Genomic DNA, 17,346 nt, shown 5'->3' on the forward strand with positions numbered 1-17,346 from the left:
GGGCCTGAACATAGGCCGCGAGGGTGTGAGCTTGTCACGCACTCGCTGAGACTGCGGCCAGCGCCCGCCACGCCACGCCCACCGGCGTCACGTCCAGAAGGCGCGCCCACAGACCCGATGGAAAGCACAACGATGACGAGACAAGCACCGGCCGGCCAGGGCCACATTCCACGTTCGCCGTACAGCGCCGTTGCGCTGGCCGTCCTTGCCGCGCTGGCCGCGGCGGGGGCCCAGGCCCAGCAGGCGGCGGCCGATGCCGACACCAACGCCGACGGCAGCGAGCTCAAGCGCGTCATCGTCACCGGCACGCGCATCCCCAAGGCCGTCGACAAGATTCCCGGCGCCGTCACGCTGATCACCAAGGAGGAGATTGGTCACACGTTGAACATGACCGACGACATGACGGCCGTGCTGTCGCGCACGGTGCCGGGCTATGCCGAGTCGTCCCAGGCCATGAGCAACACCGGCGAGAACCTGCGCGGCCGCATCGCGCTGCGCCTGTTTGACGGCGTGCCCCAGGGCTCGCCGCTGCGCGAGGGCACGCGCAACGCCAGCTTCACCGACATGGGCCTGGTCGGTCGCATCGAGGTCATCAACGGCCCGTCGGCCTCCGAGGGCATCGGCGCGGCGGGCGGCATCATCAACTACCTGTCCAAGGCGCCCACCAAGCCGGGAAGCGAGGTCACGCTGACGGCGCGCCACACCTCGGCCTTCAAGGACGACAGCGCTGGCTGGAAGCTCGGCGCCAACTACGCCTTCAAGGCCGACGACTGGGACTTCATCGGTGCCGTCTCGCGCATCGACCGCGGCATGACCTATGACGGCAACGGCCGGCGCATCGGCCTGAACACCAGCGGCTCGGTGGCCGACTCCCGGGCCGACAACGTCTACGCCAAGGCTGGCTACAACTTCGGCGCCAACCGCGAGCAGCGCATCCAGGCCTCGCTGTCCAAGTTCAAGATCGAGGGCAAGGGCAACTACCACCTGGTCGACGGCGACCGCACGGCCGGCTCGACCAACACCTCCGAGCGGCCCGGCCTGTTTGGCACGCTCAGCGAGATCAACGACTTCTCGCAGGGCACGCTCTCCTACAAGCACAACGACCTGTGGGGCGGCTCGCTGTCGCTGGATGCCTACTACGCCGACCAGAAGATGCGCTACCCGGCCGAGAACGGCGCCGACCGCCAGGACCCGCTGATCGCGCCGCTGGGCACGTTGGTGGACCAGTCCGAAGTGCGCACGCGCAAGTACGGGCTGCGCAATGCCTACAGCCACGGCGACGTGTTCGGCATCGACGGCCTGGAGATGCGCGGCGGCGTCGACCTGACGCATGACACCGCGGCCCAGTGGCTGGCGCTGACGGACCGGCTGTGGGTGCCGCCGATGAACTACAGCAGCGTGGCGCCCTGGCTGCAGGCCTCTTATGACATCGGACCGGTGACCATCTCGGGGGGCTTCCGCCGCGAGGACGGCGAGCTGGAGGTGGCCGACTACAAGACCACCTATTTCCGCAACCGCGTGGACGTCAAGGGCGGCAAGCTCAGCTACAAGGCCAACCTGCCCAACATCGGCGCGGTGTGGAAGATCGGCGGCGGCTGGTCGGCGTTCGTCTCCAGCGGCAAGGGCTTCACGCTGCCCAATGTGGGCATCCCGCTGCGCAACATCAGCTACCCCGGCCAGTCCGTCGCGGGCATTCTGGACCTGCAGGCCGTCATCGTGAAGAACAACGAGGTCGGCTTCAACTGGCGCGGCGCGATGGGGTCGTTCGGCGGCTCGTACTACAAGAGCAAGTCCGACTTCGGCCAGTCCCTGTCCATCGACCCGGTCACCAACGACTTCCTGCTGTCGCGCCAGCCCGTCAACATCAGCGGCTACGAGCTGACCGGCGAGCTGCGCGCCACGCGCGACCTGAAGTTCACGGCGCTGTACTCGCACACCTCGGGCAAGACCTGGTTCACCAGCGGCGGCCCGCTGACCAAGCAGATGGGTGTGCTGGACATCAACCCCGACAAGCTCGGCGCATCGGCGACCTGGCACTTCCTGCCCCAGGCCGACGTGACGCTGGGCGCGACCAAGCTGAGCTCGCGTGACCTCAACGTCGGCACCAGCGCCGAGGAGCACACCAAGGGCTACACGCTGTTCGATTTCAGTGCCAACTGGGACTGGGGCCGCGGTGGCAAGTCCTCGCTGGGCATCGAGAACCTGACCAACAAGTTCTATGTGCTGAGCTGGTCGCAGGTGATCGGTTTCCGCAACTACACCTCGGGCCGCGGCCGCGTCGTGTCGCTGACGCACACGGTGACGTTCTGACGCCAGTGCCCCGACCCGAGCCGACCCGGCGCCTGTTGCTGGCCGGTGCCGCCGCTGCCGCCTGGCCGGTGCGGGCCGAGCCGCCGCTGCCGTCCTGCACGCCGGCCTCGGCCGGCTTCTCCGCCGAGCGCCTGCAGCGGCTGGACGCCTTCCTCGCTGCCGACACCCGCCCCGGCCCGCGGGGGCCGGGCCACCTCGGCGCTGTCGTGCTGCTTGCCCGCGATGGCTGGCTGCTGCATCACCAGGCCCACGGTCATCGCGACCTCGCGCGCCGCGAGGCGATGCCGCGGGATGCGATCTTTCGCATCTACTCCATGACCAAGCCCATCGCGTCGGTCGCCGTGCTGATGCTGATGGAGGAGGGCGCGCTGACGCTGGACGACCCGGTCGCGCGCCATCTGCCGGAGTTCGCCGGCCTCAAGGCCCGCGACGGCGCCGCGCCGCGCCAGCCGCTGACGCTGCGCCATCTGCTAACGCACGCCTCGGGCCTGGCCACCGATGGCGCCGGCGTCGACCCGCAGGCCGCGCCCGACCTCGCCAGCTTCGCCCGCCGGGTTGCCGAGCTGCCGCTCGCGGCCGAGCCCGGCAGCCGTTTCCGCTACGACGGCATCAACACCGACGTGCTGTGCCGCGTCGTCGAGGTCGTGGCGGGGCGGCCTTTCGCGCGCTTCCTCGCCGAGCGCGTCTTCGAGCCCCTGGGCATGGCCGACACCGGCTTCACGGTGCCACCGGCCCAGCGCCACCGCATCGCCGACCTGACCGCCGTGGGTGACGATGGCCGCCTCGTGCTGGCGCCCGGCCCCTCGGCCGCAACCCCTGGCATTGCGCTGCGCGACTACGACAGCGGCGCCGGCGGGCTGTACTCGACGGCGACCGACTATCTGCGCTTCGCCCAGATGCTGCTCGACGAGGGCTGGTGGCGCGGTCGCCGGTTGCTGTCGCCCAAGACCGTCGCGCTGATGCGCATGAACCAGGTCGGGCATCTGGACGTCGGCAACGACCTCGGGCCGGGCGAGGGCTTTGGCCTGGGCGTGTCCATGCTGCTGGACCCGGCCAGGCGAGGCCGCCTCGGTTCCGAAGGGGCCTTCGGCTGGCCCGGTGCCGCGACAACCTATTTCACCGTCGACCCACGCGAGCGCCTCGTGGCCATCTTGCTGATGCAGCATCTGCCCCGTGGCGTCGCGGCCGACCCGCCGCGGCCCACGGCCGCCTTCCACAACCTCGTCTACCAGGCCCTCGAGCGATGAAGCCTCCCGCCATCCTGGTTGCCGGCTCGGCCAACCTTGACTTTGTCGTGCGCGCGCCGCGCATCCCCCGCCCCGGTGAGACCGTGCTGGGCCGCGGCCTCCAGACCTTCCCCGGCGGCAAGGGCGCCAACCAGGCCGTGGCTTGCGCGCGTGCCGGTGGCGTCGCGACCGACATGCTGCTGGCCTTGGGCGCCGACGCCTATGCCGCCGAGCTCGAAGCCTCGCTGCGCGCCGCCGGTGTGACGCCCCACATCGTCCGCCCCGACGGCCTGGCCACCGGCACGGCCTTCATCTGCGTGTCCGACGACGCCGAGAACGCCATCACCGTCGCACCGGGCGCCAACGCCGGCCTGGCGCCGCATCACCTGCCGCCGTTGGCCCGCTACAGCCACCTGCTGCTGCAGTTGGAGACGCCGCTGGCCACGGTCACCGCCCATGCGCGCGCGGCGCATGCGGCAGGGCTCAGCGTGACCTTGAATGGCGCGCCGGCTCAGGCGCTGCCACGGGCGCTGTTGGGCGCGCTGGACCTGCTCGTCGTCAACGAGGGCGAGCTGGCCGACATCAGCGGCATCCGGCATGACGTCGACGCGGCCATTGCGTCGCTGGACGTGCCCTGCGTCGCCGTCACGCTGGGCGCGCGCGGCGTGCGGGCGCGTTGCGGCGCCGCCTGGTTCGAGCAGCCGGGCTTTGCCGTCGAGGTTGTCGACACGACGGCGGCCGGTGACACTTTCTGCGGCGCGCTGGTGGCCGAGCTGGCCCTGGGCGCCCGCTGGCCCGAGGCGCTGCGCTTTGCCTGCGCGGCCGCGGCGCTGACCTGCACGCAGCCCGGCGCGCAGGCCAGCATCCCGGCGCGCGCCGACGTCGAACGCCTTCTGCAGCCCCATTGAAGCCATGGCCGAGTACAAGTTTTCCCACGTCACGACGCAGCGCTACCTGCCCACGCCGGGCAAGGCGCCGGGCTGGCCCTTCGCCGAGATCGGTCATTGGAAGATGGACGTCAACGGCACGGCCGACGACTGGCTGCGCGAGCTGCGCGACTGGCGGCGCGAACACCTCGTGCGCATCGGCTACGACGACGCCAACTACCGCCGCCCCGAGCTGCAATGGGCGCAGCGCAATTTCGTGCACGCGCAGATGATGGTCGAGGACCGCTTCTTCTTCGACGCGGCCACAGGCGAGTACACGGTGGATCGCTACCTGGACGACCTGGTGCAGCGCTACGGCGGCCTGGACAGCGTGCTGATCTGGTACGTCTACCCCAACATCGGCATCGACGACCGCAACCAGACCGACCTTGCCCACGACCTGCCCGGAGGCCTGGCCGGCCTGAAGCGCGCGGTCGACGCCTTCCACCGCCGCGGCGTGCGCGTTTTCCTGCCCACCAAGCCCTGGGACCACGGCACGCGCGAGCACGACGAGAGCGACTGGGAAGCCATTGCCCGCATCGTTGACGCCGTCGGCGCCGACGGCATCAACGGCGACACCTACAACGGCGTGCCGCGGGCCTTTTTCGACGCCTGCGAGCGGCGCGGCCGTTATGTCGTGCTGCAGCCGGAGTCGACCATCTCCTGCGAGGAGCAACTGATCTGGAACGTGCAGAGCTGGGGCAAGAAGGTGCCGCAGGATGTCGTGCCCGTTGTCGCCAAGTTCAAGTGGCTGGAACCGCGCCACATGATCAACCTGGAGAACCGCTGGAGCCGCGACCGCAACAACGACTTCCAGTACTGCTTCTTCAACGGTGTGGGCTACAACGCGTGGGAGAACGTCTGGGGCATCTGGAACGGCCTGACCGACCGCGACGCCGCGACGCTCAAGCGCATCGCCACGCTGTACCGCGGCCTGGCGCCGCTGCTGGTCAGCCCCGACTGGCGCCCCTATGCGCCGACGCTGCAGGCCGGCGTGTTTGCCAGCGCGTTCCCGCTCGGCGGGCGCCGGCTGTGGACCCTGGTGAACCGCAACGAGTACGCGGTCGACGGCGAGCAGCTGGTCGTCGAGCACCAGGCCGGCATGCGCTACTTCGATGCCTGGCACGGCGTGGCGGTGCAACCCCGCATCGTCGGCAGCCAGGCGATCTTCTCGGTGGCGCTGGAGGCGCGCGGCTTTGGCGCGCTGCTGGCTGTGGCGGACGGGGAGCCGCTCGACGAGCCGCTGCTCGCCCGCATGGCCGAGCTTGCGCGCGCGCCGCTGCAATCGCTGGACAAGACCTGGCGGCCGCTGGCTCAGCGACTGGTGGCCATCGAGCCGACGCCGCGCAGTGCCGGCGCGCCCGAGGGCATGGTCGAGATCCCGGCCGGCGACTTCGACTTTGCGGTGGGTGGCGTTGAGGTCGAGGGCCAGACGTGGGCCGGCCTGGACGTGCAATACCCCTGGGAGGATGTGCCGCGCCGCCAGCACCGCCGGCGCATGGCCATGCCGCGCTTCTTCATGGACCGCACGCCGGTCACGAACGCGCAGTTCCACGCCTTCGTGCAAGCGGCGGGCTATCGCCCGACGGACGCGCACAACTTCCTGCGCCACTGGGTTGACGGCGCGCCGCTGCCCGGTTGGGCCAACAAGCCGGTGACCTGGGTCGGCCTCGAGGACGCGCGCGCCTACGCGGCCTGGGCCGGCAAGCGCCTGCCGCATGAGTGGGAATGGCAGTACGCCGCTCAAGGCGGTGACGGCCGTGCCTACCCCTGGGGCGAGGCCTGGGATGCGAGCGCCGTGCCGCCCCCCAACACCGGCCGCACGCTGACGCCGCCGGCCGACGTCGACGCCCACCCGCGCGGCGCCAGCCCCTTCGGCGTGCTGGACCTGATCGGCAACGTCTGGCAGTGGACGGACGAGTATGCGGACGACCACACCCGCGCCGCCGTGCTGCGCGGCGGCAGCGCCTACCAGCCGCAGACCTCGCACTGGTACTTCCCGCAGGCCTACCGGCTCGACCAGCACGGCAAATACCTGTTGATGGCGCCGTGCAAGGACCGCTCCGGCATGCTGGGCTTCCGCTGTGTCGTCGATGCGCGCTGAGGTCCAGCTCGGCGGCCTGCTCGGCGAGGCCGTCGAAGCCAGCCGCCGTGGCCGGCTGCACCGCTTCATCTCGGGGCCGGACAGCCCGGCCATCGCGCTCTTTCTGCGCGCCGTGGCGGACAAGAACCTGGAAGGCGACTGGTATGGCGAGCATGCCGGCAAATGGCTGGTCGCCGCTTCGCGCGCCGCGGCGCGCAGCGGCGATGCCGCGCTGGAAGCGAACGTGCGCGCCGTCGCCGACTTCCTCTGCGCCCAGCAGGAGGCCGATGGCTACCTCGGCACCTATGCGCGGCCGCGCCGCTTCATGGTCAGGCAGCCACCCAAGCCGCAGAGCTGGGACGGTGCCCCCAGCGTTCGGACGTGGGACATCTGGACGCACAGCTACCTGATCCTCGGCCTGCTCGAAGCGCACCGCCAGTTCGGCCAGTCCAGTGGGGGGAGCTGGCTGCAGGCGGCCTGCCGCATCGGCGACCTGTGCGCGCGCACGCTTGCCGACATCGACATCACCGAGCTCGGCAACCACCACGGCATGTCGGCCACCGTGCTGATGGACCCGGCCTGCGAGCTGTACTTCGCGACCGGTGAGTCGCGCTATCTGGCGCTGGCCGAGCGCATCCTCGAACAGGCCGACCGGCACGCCCCGCTGGCCTTGCTCAGCCGGGCGCTGGCCGGCGCCGATGCCGCCGACATCGCCACCGGCAAGGCCTATCAGCTGCTGTGGAACCTGGTCGGCCTGGCCAAGCTGCACCGCGCCACGGGCCGGCCCGAGCTGCTCGACGCCGTGCACGCGCTCTGGCGCAGCGTGCGCGAGCAGCACCTCAGCCTGGGCGGCGGCCCCTGGGGCGGCGTGGCCCACCGCTCGCGCGAAGTCTTCAACGCACCCGGCAGCTTCTCGCCGCAGGCCTATGTCGAGACCTGCTCCACGCTGGCCTGGCTGCAGCTGAACCGGGAGCTGCTGCTGCTCAGCGGCGACGCACGCTACGCCGAGGAGATCGAGCGCACGGCCTACAACGACCTGCTCGGCGCCGTCGCGCCCAACGGCGAGGACTGGTGCTACTACAGCTTTCCCAATGGCCGGCGCGTGCACACCACCTATTGGCGCTGCTGCAAGAGCAGTGGCGCGATGGCGCTGGAGGAACTGCCCACGCTGGCCGTCAGCGGCGGGGAGGCGGCGCTGACGGTGCATCTGCACGGGCCGCTGACGGCCCGCGTCGATCTCGGCAGTGCCGGCGTCGTGGGCCTGCGCATCGCCACCGCCTACCCCTACGAAGGCGACGTGACGCTGACGCTGGATGTGGCCGCGCCGGTGCGCTTCACGCTGCGGCTGCGCTGCCCGAGCTGGGCGCACGGCGCGTGCGCCGTGATCGGTGGCGACCGCGTTGTCGCCGCGCCAGGCGACTACCTGCGCCTGGACCGCGAATGGCAGCCCGGCGATGTCGTCGACCTGCAACTGCCGATGACCGTGGCGCTGCATGAACGGCGCAGCCGCAACGTGCAGGAGTCACGCGCGCCCGACGGCAGCGCGGTGCAGCAGACCGTGCTGGATCTCGGCTACGCCGCATTGACGCGCGGGCCGCTGGTGTACGCCACCGAGCTGATCGACGGCTTCAAGACGGACGAGACCGTCCGGCTGCCCGAGGCACCGCTCACTCAATGCGTCAGCGAAGTGGCCGGCGCCCGCGTGCCGACGCTGCGGCTGGCGCTGGGCTATCGCGCGGCGCTGGATTTCCAGCCCTACTTCTTGGCAGGTGGCCGCGAGGACGGCGCCTGGCGCCTGACGTGGCTGTCGCTGGCACCGCCGACAACCAAGAAATCGTGATGCCTGAGCGAACGCCCGAGCCCTTGGTCGCGGCAGGCTTTGTCCGCAGACTGTGCATCCGACCGCCAAGCCCGACACCGTGAACGCCGCTGCCTTTCCTCCCTCCACCCGCGCAGGCCCCTCCGGCCCGCTGAGCGGCATCCGTGTCGTGGACCTCAGCGCCTACATCGCCGGCCCTTACGGCTGCACGCTGCTGGCCGACCAGGGGGCCGACGTCATCAAGGTCGAGCCGCCGGTCGGCGACAACCTGCGCAACTACCCGTCGACGCTGGCCGCGGAGAGCCGCGCCTTCATCGGCGTGAACCGCAGCAAGCGCGGCGTCGTGCTGGACCTGAAGCGGCCCGAAGACCTGGCCGCGTTGCTGCGCCTGCTGCGCGAGGCCGACGTGCTGGTGCACAACTTCCGCCCCGGCGTGCCCAAGCGCCTGGGCATCGCCCATGAACAGCTGGAGTTGCTGAACCCGCGCCTCATCTACTGCGCCGTGACCGGCTACGGCGAGGCCGGCCCGCTGCGCGACAAGGCCGGCTACGACCAAGTGCTGCAGACGCTGACCGGCATGTGTGCCCTGCAGGGCAAGCGCGGCGGGCCGCCGGAGATCCTGTACGGCTCCGTCGTCGACTACTACGCCGCGGCGCTGGTGGCGGCCGGCGTCGCGTCGGCGCTGTTCGAGCGCGAACGCAGCGGCCGCGGCCAGCACGTCGGCGTGTCGCTGCTGCGCAGCGCGTTGACGATGCAGTCCGCCCGCCTGGTCTGGGCCGGCGGCGAGCCGCTGGACATCGGCCGCGACATGCGCTCCGGCGGCGTTACCGGCATTCATCCCGCGCGCGAGGGCCACATCTACATCTCCGCCAACACGCCGCATTTCTGGGCGGCGCTGTGCCGCATCACCGGCCTGGTCGACCTGGCGACCGATGAGCGCTTTGACAGCGTCAAGAAGCGCGCCGCCAATGCCGGCGAACTGCAGGCGCGCCTGCACGCGGCGCTTGCCGCCCGCACGGCGCTGGAGTGGGAGGCCTTGTTCGGCGACGAAGTGCCCTGCGCCGCGGCGCGCCAGGTCGAGGACATGTTCGAGCACCCCCAGGTGCTGGCCGAAGGCATCGTCGGCGACTTCCAGCACGCCAGTGTCGGCAGCTATCGCGGCGTGACCCGGCCCATCGTCTTCGGTCGCACCCCCGGCCCCGAGCCCTTTGCCGCGCCCACGCTGGGCCAGCACGATGCGCAGCTGAAGCGCGAGCCTTGAACCGACCGGGCGCGGGTCGCGCCGGTGCGCCCAGCCGCTTCAGCGGCGCCCCAGCAACCGTTCTTTACGGGCGCATTTCACGCTTTTGTGACAGTAATGCGACAACACCCGCCGTTGCGGACTTCCGCCGCGGCCGACTCGCGGCTACCCTCCTAGGGTTTTTACCGAGTCTGCGTCATTCCATGGTCCTGAGTGAGTCCTGCGAGCCTGTTGCCCCCGTGCCGGCAGCCATGGTCACCCGCCGCCTGGTGCTTCGTCCGCCCAGGGAAGGTGATCTGGACACGTTGATGGCGCTGTATGCCGACCCGGCCGTGACGCGCTTCTGTGCCGCCGCGACGCCGCATGGCCGCGCCGCGACCGAGGCCCAGTTGCAGGCCTGGATCACGCACTGGCAGACCCGCGGCTTCGGCCACTGGGCGATTGCCGAGCGCGAGAAGCCGGATCAGCTGATCGGCTTTGGTGGCCTGATGCACCGCAGCGTGGCCGGCCACGCCGGCCTGTACCTGTACTACCGCATCACGCCGCAGGCCTGGGGCCGTGGCCTGGCGTCCGAGATGGCGCTGTACGGCATGGCGCAGGCCTTCGAGCAGCGCCACGAGGGCTCCGTCGTCGCCGCCGTGCTGCCCAACAACGCGCCGACGCGCAAGACGCTGGAAGGCCTGGGCCTGCGCCTGAAGGGCACGCTGGCCGACGGCCCCGGCAGCGCCGCGGCACTGCTGTACGAGCTGACCGCCAACCGCTGGGCCACGCTGCCCCGTGGCGAGCCCGAAGCCATCGCCTTCGCGGCCTGATCCTTCAGCTGGCCGGGTCAGGAAAGCGCCGCAGGCCGGCGAGGTCCAACACCCGCAGGCCGCCGTACTCGATGCGGATCAGCCCCGTATCGCTCAGGCGGTGCAGCGCCTGGTTCACCCGCTGGCGCGACAAGCCCACCAGATAACCCAGCTCCTGCTGCGTGATGCGCAGCCAGTTGCCCACGCCCGGGTACAGCAGCGGGTGGAAGAGGGCGGCCAGGTTGCGCGCCACACGCACGTCCGGGTCGTGGATGCGGTCGGTCTCGCGCGCGGCGATGAACTGGCCTAACCGTTCGTTCAGCTGGTCCAGCACGAAGCGGTTGAAGGCGATGCTGCCGTCCAGCAGCGCATGGAAGCTGTCGATGGGCAGGCCCGCGACGACGCTGGGCCGCAGCGCCTGGATGTTGTAGCGGTAGGTCTCGCGCTTGAGCAGCGTGCCCTCGCCGAACCAGCCGCCGGGCGGCACGCCGGTGAAGGTGACGGCCTGGCCCAACGAGTCGTCGTTGTTCATCTTCAACAGGCCGTCGACGACGCCGAACCAGAAGTTGGCCGGCCGGCCGATGCGGCACAGGCGCTCGCCGGGCTCGGCGTCGGCCACCTCCAGCGTGACGATGGCGCGCGAGCGCTGCGCGCCGTCCAGCAGCTTCAGCCAGGGGATGGCGTCCAGCTCGGCCGGCGTGGGCTTGCGGGCGCGCTGGCGCAGGGATGGGGGCTGGTCGGCCATGGGGATGCGGGAAAGTCTCGCCCGTGAAGACCCGTAAATTGTCGTCGCACCGACAGATTGGCGTCAAAGTACTGACCAGAATGCGGCACACAGACGGGGGCTCCAGCCCCTGCAACGGAGACAGGCTTGACCGCGACCTTCCCTCGGCTCTTGCTCGACCATGCCGCCCGCCGGCCCGACGCGCCCGCGTTGCGCGAGAAGGCCTACGGCGTGTGGCAGACGCTGACCTGGGCGCAACTCGCTGCCCTGGTGCAGGAGCTGGCCCTGGGCCTGGCGGCCGCCGGGCTGCGCCGCGGCGAGCACCTGGTCGTCGTCGGCGAGAACCGCCCGCGGCTGTACGCCAGCATGCTGGCCGCGCAGGCGCTGGGCGCCGTGCCGGTGCCGCTGTACCAGGATGCCGTCGCCGCGGAGTTCGTCTTCCCGCTGAACAACGCCGAGATCGCGTTCGCCATCGTCGAGGACCAGGAGCAGGTCGACAAGCTGCTGGAGCTGCGCGAGCAGTGCCCGCAGCTGAAGTGCATCTGGTTCGACGACCCGCGCGGCCTGCGCAACTACGACGAGCCCGGGCTGGCGTCGCTGGACGAGCTGGCCGCGCAGGGGCGCGCGCATGCGGCCGGGCGCACGGACCTCTTCGCCGCCGAGGTCGCGGCGGGCCAGCCCGGCGATGTCGCGGCGCTGTTCTTCACGTCTGGCACGACCGGCAACCCCAAGGGCGTCATCCACACCCATGCGTCGCTGATCGACCGCGCCCAGGCCGGCATGCGCTTCGACAAGCTGACCGAGCGGGAAGAGGTGCTGGCCTATCTGCCGCCGGCCTGGGTGGGCCAGAACATCTTCAGCTACTCGCAGTGGCTGGCCGTGGGCTATGTCGTCAACTGCCCGGAGTCGGCGTCCACGGTCAGCATCGACCTGAAGGAGATCGGCCCCACCTACTACTTCGCGCCGCCGCGGGTCTTCGAAGGCCTGCTGACGACGGTGATGATCCGCATGGAGGATGCCTCCGCCCCCAAGCGCTGGCTGTTCGACCGCTGCATGACGCTGGCCCGCCGCGTCGGCACGCGGCTGATGGATGGCCAGGCGGTCGGCACGCTGGACCGCCTCGCCTATGCGCTGGGCGACGTGCTGATCTACGGCCCGCTGCGCAACACGCTGGGTTTCTCGCGCGTGCGTGTGGCCTACACGGCGGGCGAGGCCATCGGCCCGGACCTGTTCAGCTTCTACCGCGCCATCGGCATCAATCTGAAGCAGCTCTACGGCTCGACCGAGACGGCCGTGTTCGTCTGCCTGCAGCCCGACCACGAGGCGCGCGCCGACACGGTGGGCGTGCCCATCGAGGGCGTGGAGATCAAGCTGTCGGACAGCGGCGAGCTGCTGGTGCGCTCGCCGGGGCTGCTGAAGGGCTATTACAAGAACGAGGCGGCCACCGCCGAAGTGCTGGGCGCGGACGGCTGGTACCGCACCGGCGACGCCGGCTTCCTGACGCCTGGCGGCCACCTGAAGATCATCGACCGCGCCAAGGACGTGGGCCGGCTGCGCGGCGGCGCCTTCGACGGCGCGATGTTTGCGCCCAAGTATGTCGAGAACAAGCTGAAGTTCTTCCCGCACATCAAAGAGGCGGTCTGCTTCGGCGACGGCCGCGAGAAGGTCTGTGCCTTCATCAACATCGACTTCGAGGCCGTGGGCAACTGGGCCGAGCGCCGCAACCTGCCCTACGCCGGCTACACCGACCTGGCGCAGCGGCCCGAGGTCTACCAGCTGATGCTGGAATGCGTCGAGAAGGTCAACGCCGACCTGGCCCAGGACGAGCTGCTGGCCGGCAGCCAGATCAGCCGCTTCCTCGTGCTGCACAAGGAGCTGGACGCCGACGACGGCGAGCTGACGCGCACGCGCAAGGTCAGGCGCGGCGCCGTGCAGGACAAGTACGGCGTGCTGATCGATGCGCTGTACGGCGGCAAGGCCTCGCAGTACATCGAGACGCAGGTGAAGTTCGAGGACGGCCGCACGGCCCTGATCTCGGCGGACCTGCGCATCGTCGAGGCCAAGACCTTCCCGGCCGTCAAGGGTGAGGCCGCATGAAGAAGATCGGCGACGTCGTCCTCGACGTGAAGAACATCTCGCTGGCCTTTGGCGGCGTGAAGGCGCTGACCGACATCAGCTTCGACGTCCGCGAGCACGAGATCCGCGCCATCATCGGCCCCAACGGCGCGGGCAAGAGCTCCATGCTGAACTGCATCAACGGCGTGTACCAGCCGCAGCAGGGCGCCATCACCTTGCGCGGCAAGACCTATCACGGCATGAGCCCGCGCCAGGTTGCCGAGATGGGCGTGGCGCGCACCTTCCAGAACCTGGCCTTGTTCAAGGGCATGAGCGTGCTGGACAACATCATGACCGGGCGCAACCTGCGCATGACGCGCGGCCTGTTCTGGCAGGCGCTGCATGTCGGCCCGGCGCGCCGCGAGGAGAACGAGCAGCGCGAGGCCGTGGAGCGCATCATCGATTTCCTGGAGATCCAGGCGTACCGCAAGACACCCGTCGGCCGCCTGCCCTACGGCCTGCAAAAACGTGTGGACCTGGGTCGGGCGCTGGCCATGGAGCCCAGCCTGCTGCTGCTGGACGAGCCCATGGCCGGCATGAACGTGGAAGAGAAGCAGGACATGTGCCGCTTCATCCTCGACGTCAACGACGAGTTCGGCACCACCATCGTTCTGATCGAGCACGACATGGGCGTGGTCATGGACATCTCGGACCGCGTCGTCGTGCTGGACTACGGCAAGAAGATCGGCGACGGCGCGCCGGACGACGTGCGCAACAACGAAGACGTCATCCGCGCTTACCTGGGGGCAGGACACTGATGGGACCTTTCCTCGAAACCCTGCTGGGCGGCCTGATGGCGGGGATGCTCTATTCCCTCATCGCCCTCGGCTTCGTGCTGATCTTCAAAGCCAGCGGCGTCTTCAATTTCGCGCAGGGCGCCATGGTGCTGTTCGCGGCGCTGGCGATGGCGCGCTTTGCCGAGTGGATCCCGAAGTACACGGGCCTGGACGGCAAGATCGTCGTCAATCTGCTCGCCTTTGCCGGCGCGTTGCTGGTCATGGTCGTGGTCGCCTGGGTCGTCGAGCGACTGGTGCTGTCCAAGCTCGTCAACCAGGAGGGCATCACGCTGTTGATGGCCACGCTGGGCATCGCCTACCTGCTGGAGGGCCTGGGCCAGACGCTGTTCGGCAACGACATCTACAAGATCGACATCGGCCTGCCCAAGGACCCGATGTTCCTGTTCGAGCAGCAGTTCCAAGGCGGCATCCTCGTCAGCAAGGAAGACCTCTATGCAGCGCTGATCGCGGCGGCCCTGGTCGCTGGTTTGTCGTTGTTCTTCCAGAAGACCGCCACGGGCCGCGCGTTGCGCGCCGTGGCCGACGACCACCAGGCCGCGCAGAGCATCGGCATCCCGCTGTCGCGCATCTGGGTCATCGTCTGGAGCGTGGCCGGCTTCGTCGCGCTGGTGGCCGGGATGATCTGGGGCAGCAAGCTGGGCGTGCAGTTCTCGCTGTCGCTGGTCGCGCTGAAGGCGCTGCCGGTGGTGATCCTGGGCGGGCTGACCAGCGTGCCCGGCGCCATCGTCGGCGGGCTGTTGATCGGCGTGGGCGAGAAGCTGTCGGAGGCCTATCTGGGGCCGGCGCTTGGCGGCGGCATCGAGTACTGGTTCGGCTACGTGCTCGTGCTCGTTGTGTTGCTGGTCAGGCCGCAGGGCTTGTTCGGCGAGAAGATCATCGATCGGGTCTGAACCATGCTGTACAGAGAGAACGGCCAGTTCAAGACGACCTACCCGGCGGACAGCCAGATCCTGCCCATCCGGCAGGACCGCATTGCCTTTGCCGTGCTGCTGGCGGTCGCCTTCCTCGTCATCCCGATGGTGTCCAGCGAGTACCTGCTGCGTGCCATCTTCATCCCCTTCCTGATCCTCAGCCTCGCCGCACTGGGTCTGAACGTGCTGGTGGGCTACTGCGGCCAGATATCGCTGGGCTCGGGCGCCTTCATGGCCGTGGGGGCCTATGTGGCCTACAACTGCCAGGCGCGTTTTGAAGGCATGCCGCTGATCGTGTCGCTGCTGGCTGGCGGCCTGGGTGCCACCGTGCTGGGCGTGGCCTTCGGGCTGCCGTCGCTGCGTATCAAGGGGCTCTACCTCGCGGTGGCGACGCTGGCCGCGCAGTTCTTTGTCGACTGGGCCTGCCTGCGCTTGCCCTGGGTCACCAACGGTTCTTCATCCGGCTCCGTCAGCGTCGCCGGCCTGAGCCTCTTCGGCTTCGGCGTCGAGTCGCCGGCGTCGCGCTACCTGCTGTGCCTGGTCTTCGTCGTCGTCTTCGCGCTGGCCACCAAGAACCTGGTGCGCGGCCATATCGGCCGCTCGTGGATGGCCATGCGCGACATGGACGTGGCGGCCGCCGTCATCGGCATCCGGCCCATGCAGGCCAAGCTCAGCGCGTTCGCCGTCAGCAGCTTCATCATCGGCGTGGCCGGTGCGCTGTGGGGCTTCGTGCACTTGGGCTCCTGGGAGCCGGCGGCGTTCGGCATCAACCGCTCGTTCGACCTGCTCTTCATGGTCATCATCGGCGGCCTGGGCTCGATCTCGGGCGCCTTCTTCGGCGCCGCCTTCATCGTCGTGCTGCCGCTGATCCTGGACAAGCTGCCCTATTGGACCGGCCTGCCCATCGACACCGCCACCGCCTCTCATCTCGCGCTGATGATCTTCGGCGCGCTGATCGTGTTCTTCCTCATCAAGGAACCGCACGGCCTGGCGCGGCTCTGGGCGACGGCCAAGGAAAAGCTCAGACTCTGGCCCTTCCCGCATTGACCCTTACGCATTGAATACCCACAACGACAGGAGACAACGCCCATGAAGACCGTCATCGCTTGCGCGGCCCTCGCCGCATTGCAACTCGCAGCACCCGCTGCCCAAGCCCAGGCCAAGGAGCAGTTCTTCCCGTTGCTGGTCTACCGCACGGGCCCCTACTCGCCCAACGGCACGCCCTGGGCCAATGGCAAGCAGGACTACATCAAGCTCATCAACGCGCGCGACGGGGGCGTCAACGGCGTCAAGCTCACGTTCGAGGAATGCGAGACCGGCTACGCGACCGACAAGGGCGTGGAGTGCTACGAGCGGCTGAAGGGCAAGAACGCGACGCTGTTCGACCCGCAGGCCACCGGCATCACCTTTGCGCTGACCGACAAGGTGCCGGCCGACAAGATCCCGCTGATCACGCTGGGCTACGGCCTGTCGGCGTCGGCCGATGGCGGCGTGTTCGCCTGGAACTTCCCGCTGATGGGCAGTTACTGGACGGCGGCCGACATCCTCATCCAGCACATCGGCAAGAAGGAAGGCGGCCTGGACAAGCTCAAGGGCAAGAAGATTGCGCTGGTCTACCACGACAGCCCGTTCGGCAAGGAGCCCATCCCGCTGCTGGAAGAGCGCAGCAAGATGCACGGCTTCGAGCTGGTGAAGATCCCCGTCACCGCGCCGGGCGTGGAGCAGAAGAGCGCCTGGCTGCAGGTGCGCCAGGCCAGGCCCGACTACACGCTGCTGTGGGGCTGGGGCGTCATGAACTCCACCGCGCTGAAGGAGGCCCAGGCCACCGGCTATCCGCGCGACAAGATGTACGGGGTCTGGTGGTCGGGCGCCGAGCCGGACGTGAAGGACGTGGGCGAGGGCGCCAAGGGCTACAACGCGCTGAACCTGAACACGTCGGGCCAGTCGCCCAAGGTCATCCAGGACATCCTGAAGCTGGTGCACGAGAAGGGCCAAGGCACAGGCCCCAAGGACGAGGTCGGCTCGGTGCTTTACACACGCGGCCTGGTCATCCAGGCGCTGGGCGTGGAGGCCGTGCGGCGCGCGCAGGAGCGCTTCGGCAAGGGTAAGGTCATGACCGGCGAGCAGGTGCGCTGGGGCCTGGAGAACCTGGCGCTGGACGACAAGAAGCTCGCGGCACTGGGCCTGACCGGCGTCATCCGCCCGATCAGCACCAGCTGCACGGACCACCAGGGCTCGACCTGGGCGCGCATCCACACCTGGGATGGCGCCAAGTGGAGCTTCAGCAGCGACTGGTACGAGGCGGATGGGCAGATCATCAAGCCCATGGTCAAGGCGGCAGCGGACAAGTACGCGGGTGAAAAGAAGATCACCCGCCGCACGCCGCAGGACTGCCAGAGCTGAC

At 69.4% G+C, this 17,346-nt stretch carries 13 protein-coding genes; 12 read left to right on the top strand and 1 reads right to left on the bottom strand.

Translation table 11 applies throughout. The annotated features are described in order from the left end of the window. Window positions 1-132 precede the first annotated feature (132 nt). From AC1D29_RS10950 to AC1D29_RS10980, 7 genes are all read left to right on the top strand, one after another. On the top strand, window positions 133-2,310 hold the full coding sequence (locus AC1D29_RS10950) for a TonB-dependent receptor (protein WP_477897107.1): 2,178 nt from the start codon (window positions 133-135) through the stop codon (window positions 2,308-2,310). 5 nt (window positions 2,311-2,315) lie between these two features. Further along, complete coding sequence (locus tag AC1D29_RS10955; RefSeq protein WP_477897109.1) at window positions 2,316-3,557, top strand: serine hydrolase domain-containing protein; 1,242 nt, start codon at window positions 2,316-2,318, stop codon at window positions 3,555-3,557. Then, a complete protein-coding gene (locus AC1D29_RS10960; protein WP_477897111.1) occupies window positions 3,554-4,444 on the top strand; it encodes a ribokinase in 891 nt (296 codons plus the stop codon). Before AC1D29_RS10955 ends, AC1D29_RS10960 begins: the two co-directional genes overlap by 4 nt. Before the next feature lie 4 nt (window positions 4,445-4,448). Beyond that, the gene (locus AC1D29_RS10965; RefSeq protein ID WP_477897113.1) at window positions 4,449-6,566 is read left to right on the top strand and encodes an SUMF1/EgtB/PvdO family nonheme iron enzyme; all 2,118 of its coding nucleotides are present in this window, start codon (window positions 4,449-4,451) and stop codon (window positions 6,564-6,566) included. Beyond that, window positions 6,556-8,385 (top strand): glycoside hydrolase family 127 protein, encoded by a 1,830-nt coding sequence (locus AC1D29_RS10970; protein ID WP_477897115.1) that lies wholly within the window; start codon window positions 6,556-6,558, stop codon window positions 8,383-8,385. Before AC1D29_RS10965 ends, AC1D29_RS10970 begins: the two co-directional genes overlap by 11 nt. A 79-nt stretch (window positions 8,386-8,464) precedes the next feature. Continuing rightward, the gene (locus tag AC1D29_RS10975; RefSeq protein ID WP_477897117.1) at window positions 8,465-9,625 is read left to right on the top strand and encodes a CoA transferase; all 1,161 of its coding nucleotides are present in this window, start codon (window positions 8,465-8,467) and stop codon (window positions 9,623-9,625) included. Window positions 9,626-9,855: 230 nt separating this feature from the next. Beyond that, window positions 9,856-10,416: a GNAT family N-acetyltransferase gene (locus AC1D29_RS10980; protein WP_477897119.1), complete on the top strand. Its 561-nt coding sequence runs from the start codon at window positions 9,856-9,858 to the stop codon at window positions 10,414-10,416. A 4-nt stretch (window positions 10,417-10,420) separates the two neighbouring features. Here the strand turns inward: AC1D29_RS10980 and AC1D29_RS10985 are convergent, their stop codons facing one another. Next, window positions 10,421-11,140 (bottom strand): Crp/Fnr family transcriptional regulator, encoded by a 720-nt coding sequence (locus tag AC1D29_RS10985; protein WP_477897121.1) that lies wholly within the window; start codon window positions 11,138-11,140, stop codon window positions 10,421-10,423. Window positions 11,141-11,266: 126 nt separating this feature from the next. Between AC1D29_RS10985 and AC1D29_RS10990 the strand changes: the two genes are divergently transcribed. The 5 genes from AC1D29_RS10990 to AC1D29_RS11010 are packed head-to-tail and all read left to right on the top strand — an operon-like array spanning window position 11,267 to window position 17,345. Beyond that, entirely contained in the window at window positions 11,267-13,216 is a 1,950-nt protein-coding gene (locus tag AC1D29_RS10990) for an AMP-dependent synthetase/ligase (protein WP_477897123.1), read from the top strand. Further along, window positions 13,213-13,992, top strand: a complete 780-nt coding sequence (locus AC1D29_RS10995) for an ABC transporter ATP-binding protein (protein ID WP_477897125.1) — start codon at window positions 13,213-13,215, stop codon at window positions 13,990-13,992. Before AC1D29_RS10990 ends, AC1D29_RS10995 begins: the two co-directional genes overlap by 4 nt. Then, entirely contained in the window at window positions 13,992-14,921 is a 930-nt protein-coding gene (locus tag AC1D29_RS11000; protein ID WP_477897127.1) for a branched-chain amino acid ABC transporter permease, read from the top strand. Before AC1D29_RS10995 ends, AC1D29_RS11000 begins: the two co-directional genes overlap by 1 nt. 3 nt (window positions 14,922-14,924) lie before the next feature. Further along, window positions 14,925-15,989: a branched-chain amino acid ABC transporter permease gene (locus tag AC1D29_RS11005; RefSeq protein WP_477897129.1), complete on the top strand. Its 1,065-nt coding sequence runs from the start codon at window positions 14,925-14,927 to the stop codon at window positions 15,987-15,989. Between the two features lie 42 nt (window positions 15,990-16,031). Beyond that, window positions 16,032-17,345, top strand: coding sequence for an ABC transporter substrate-binding protein (locus tag AC1D29_RS11010; protein ID WP_477897131.1), 1,314 nt, complete (start codon window positions 16,032-16,034; stop codon window positions 17,343-17,345). Window position 17,346 lies beyond the last annotated feature (1 nt).

It is taken from the genome of Roseateles sp. P1_C6 (genome assembly GCF_056406315.1).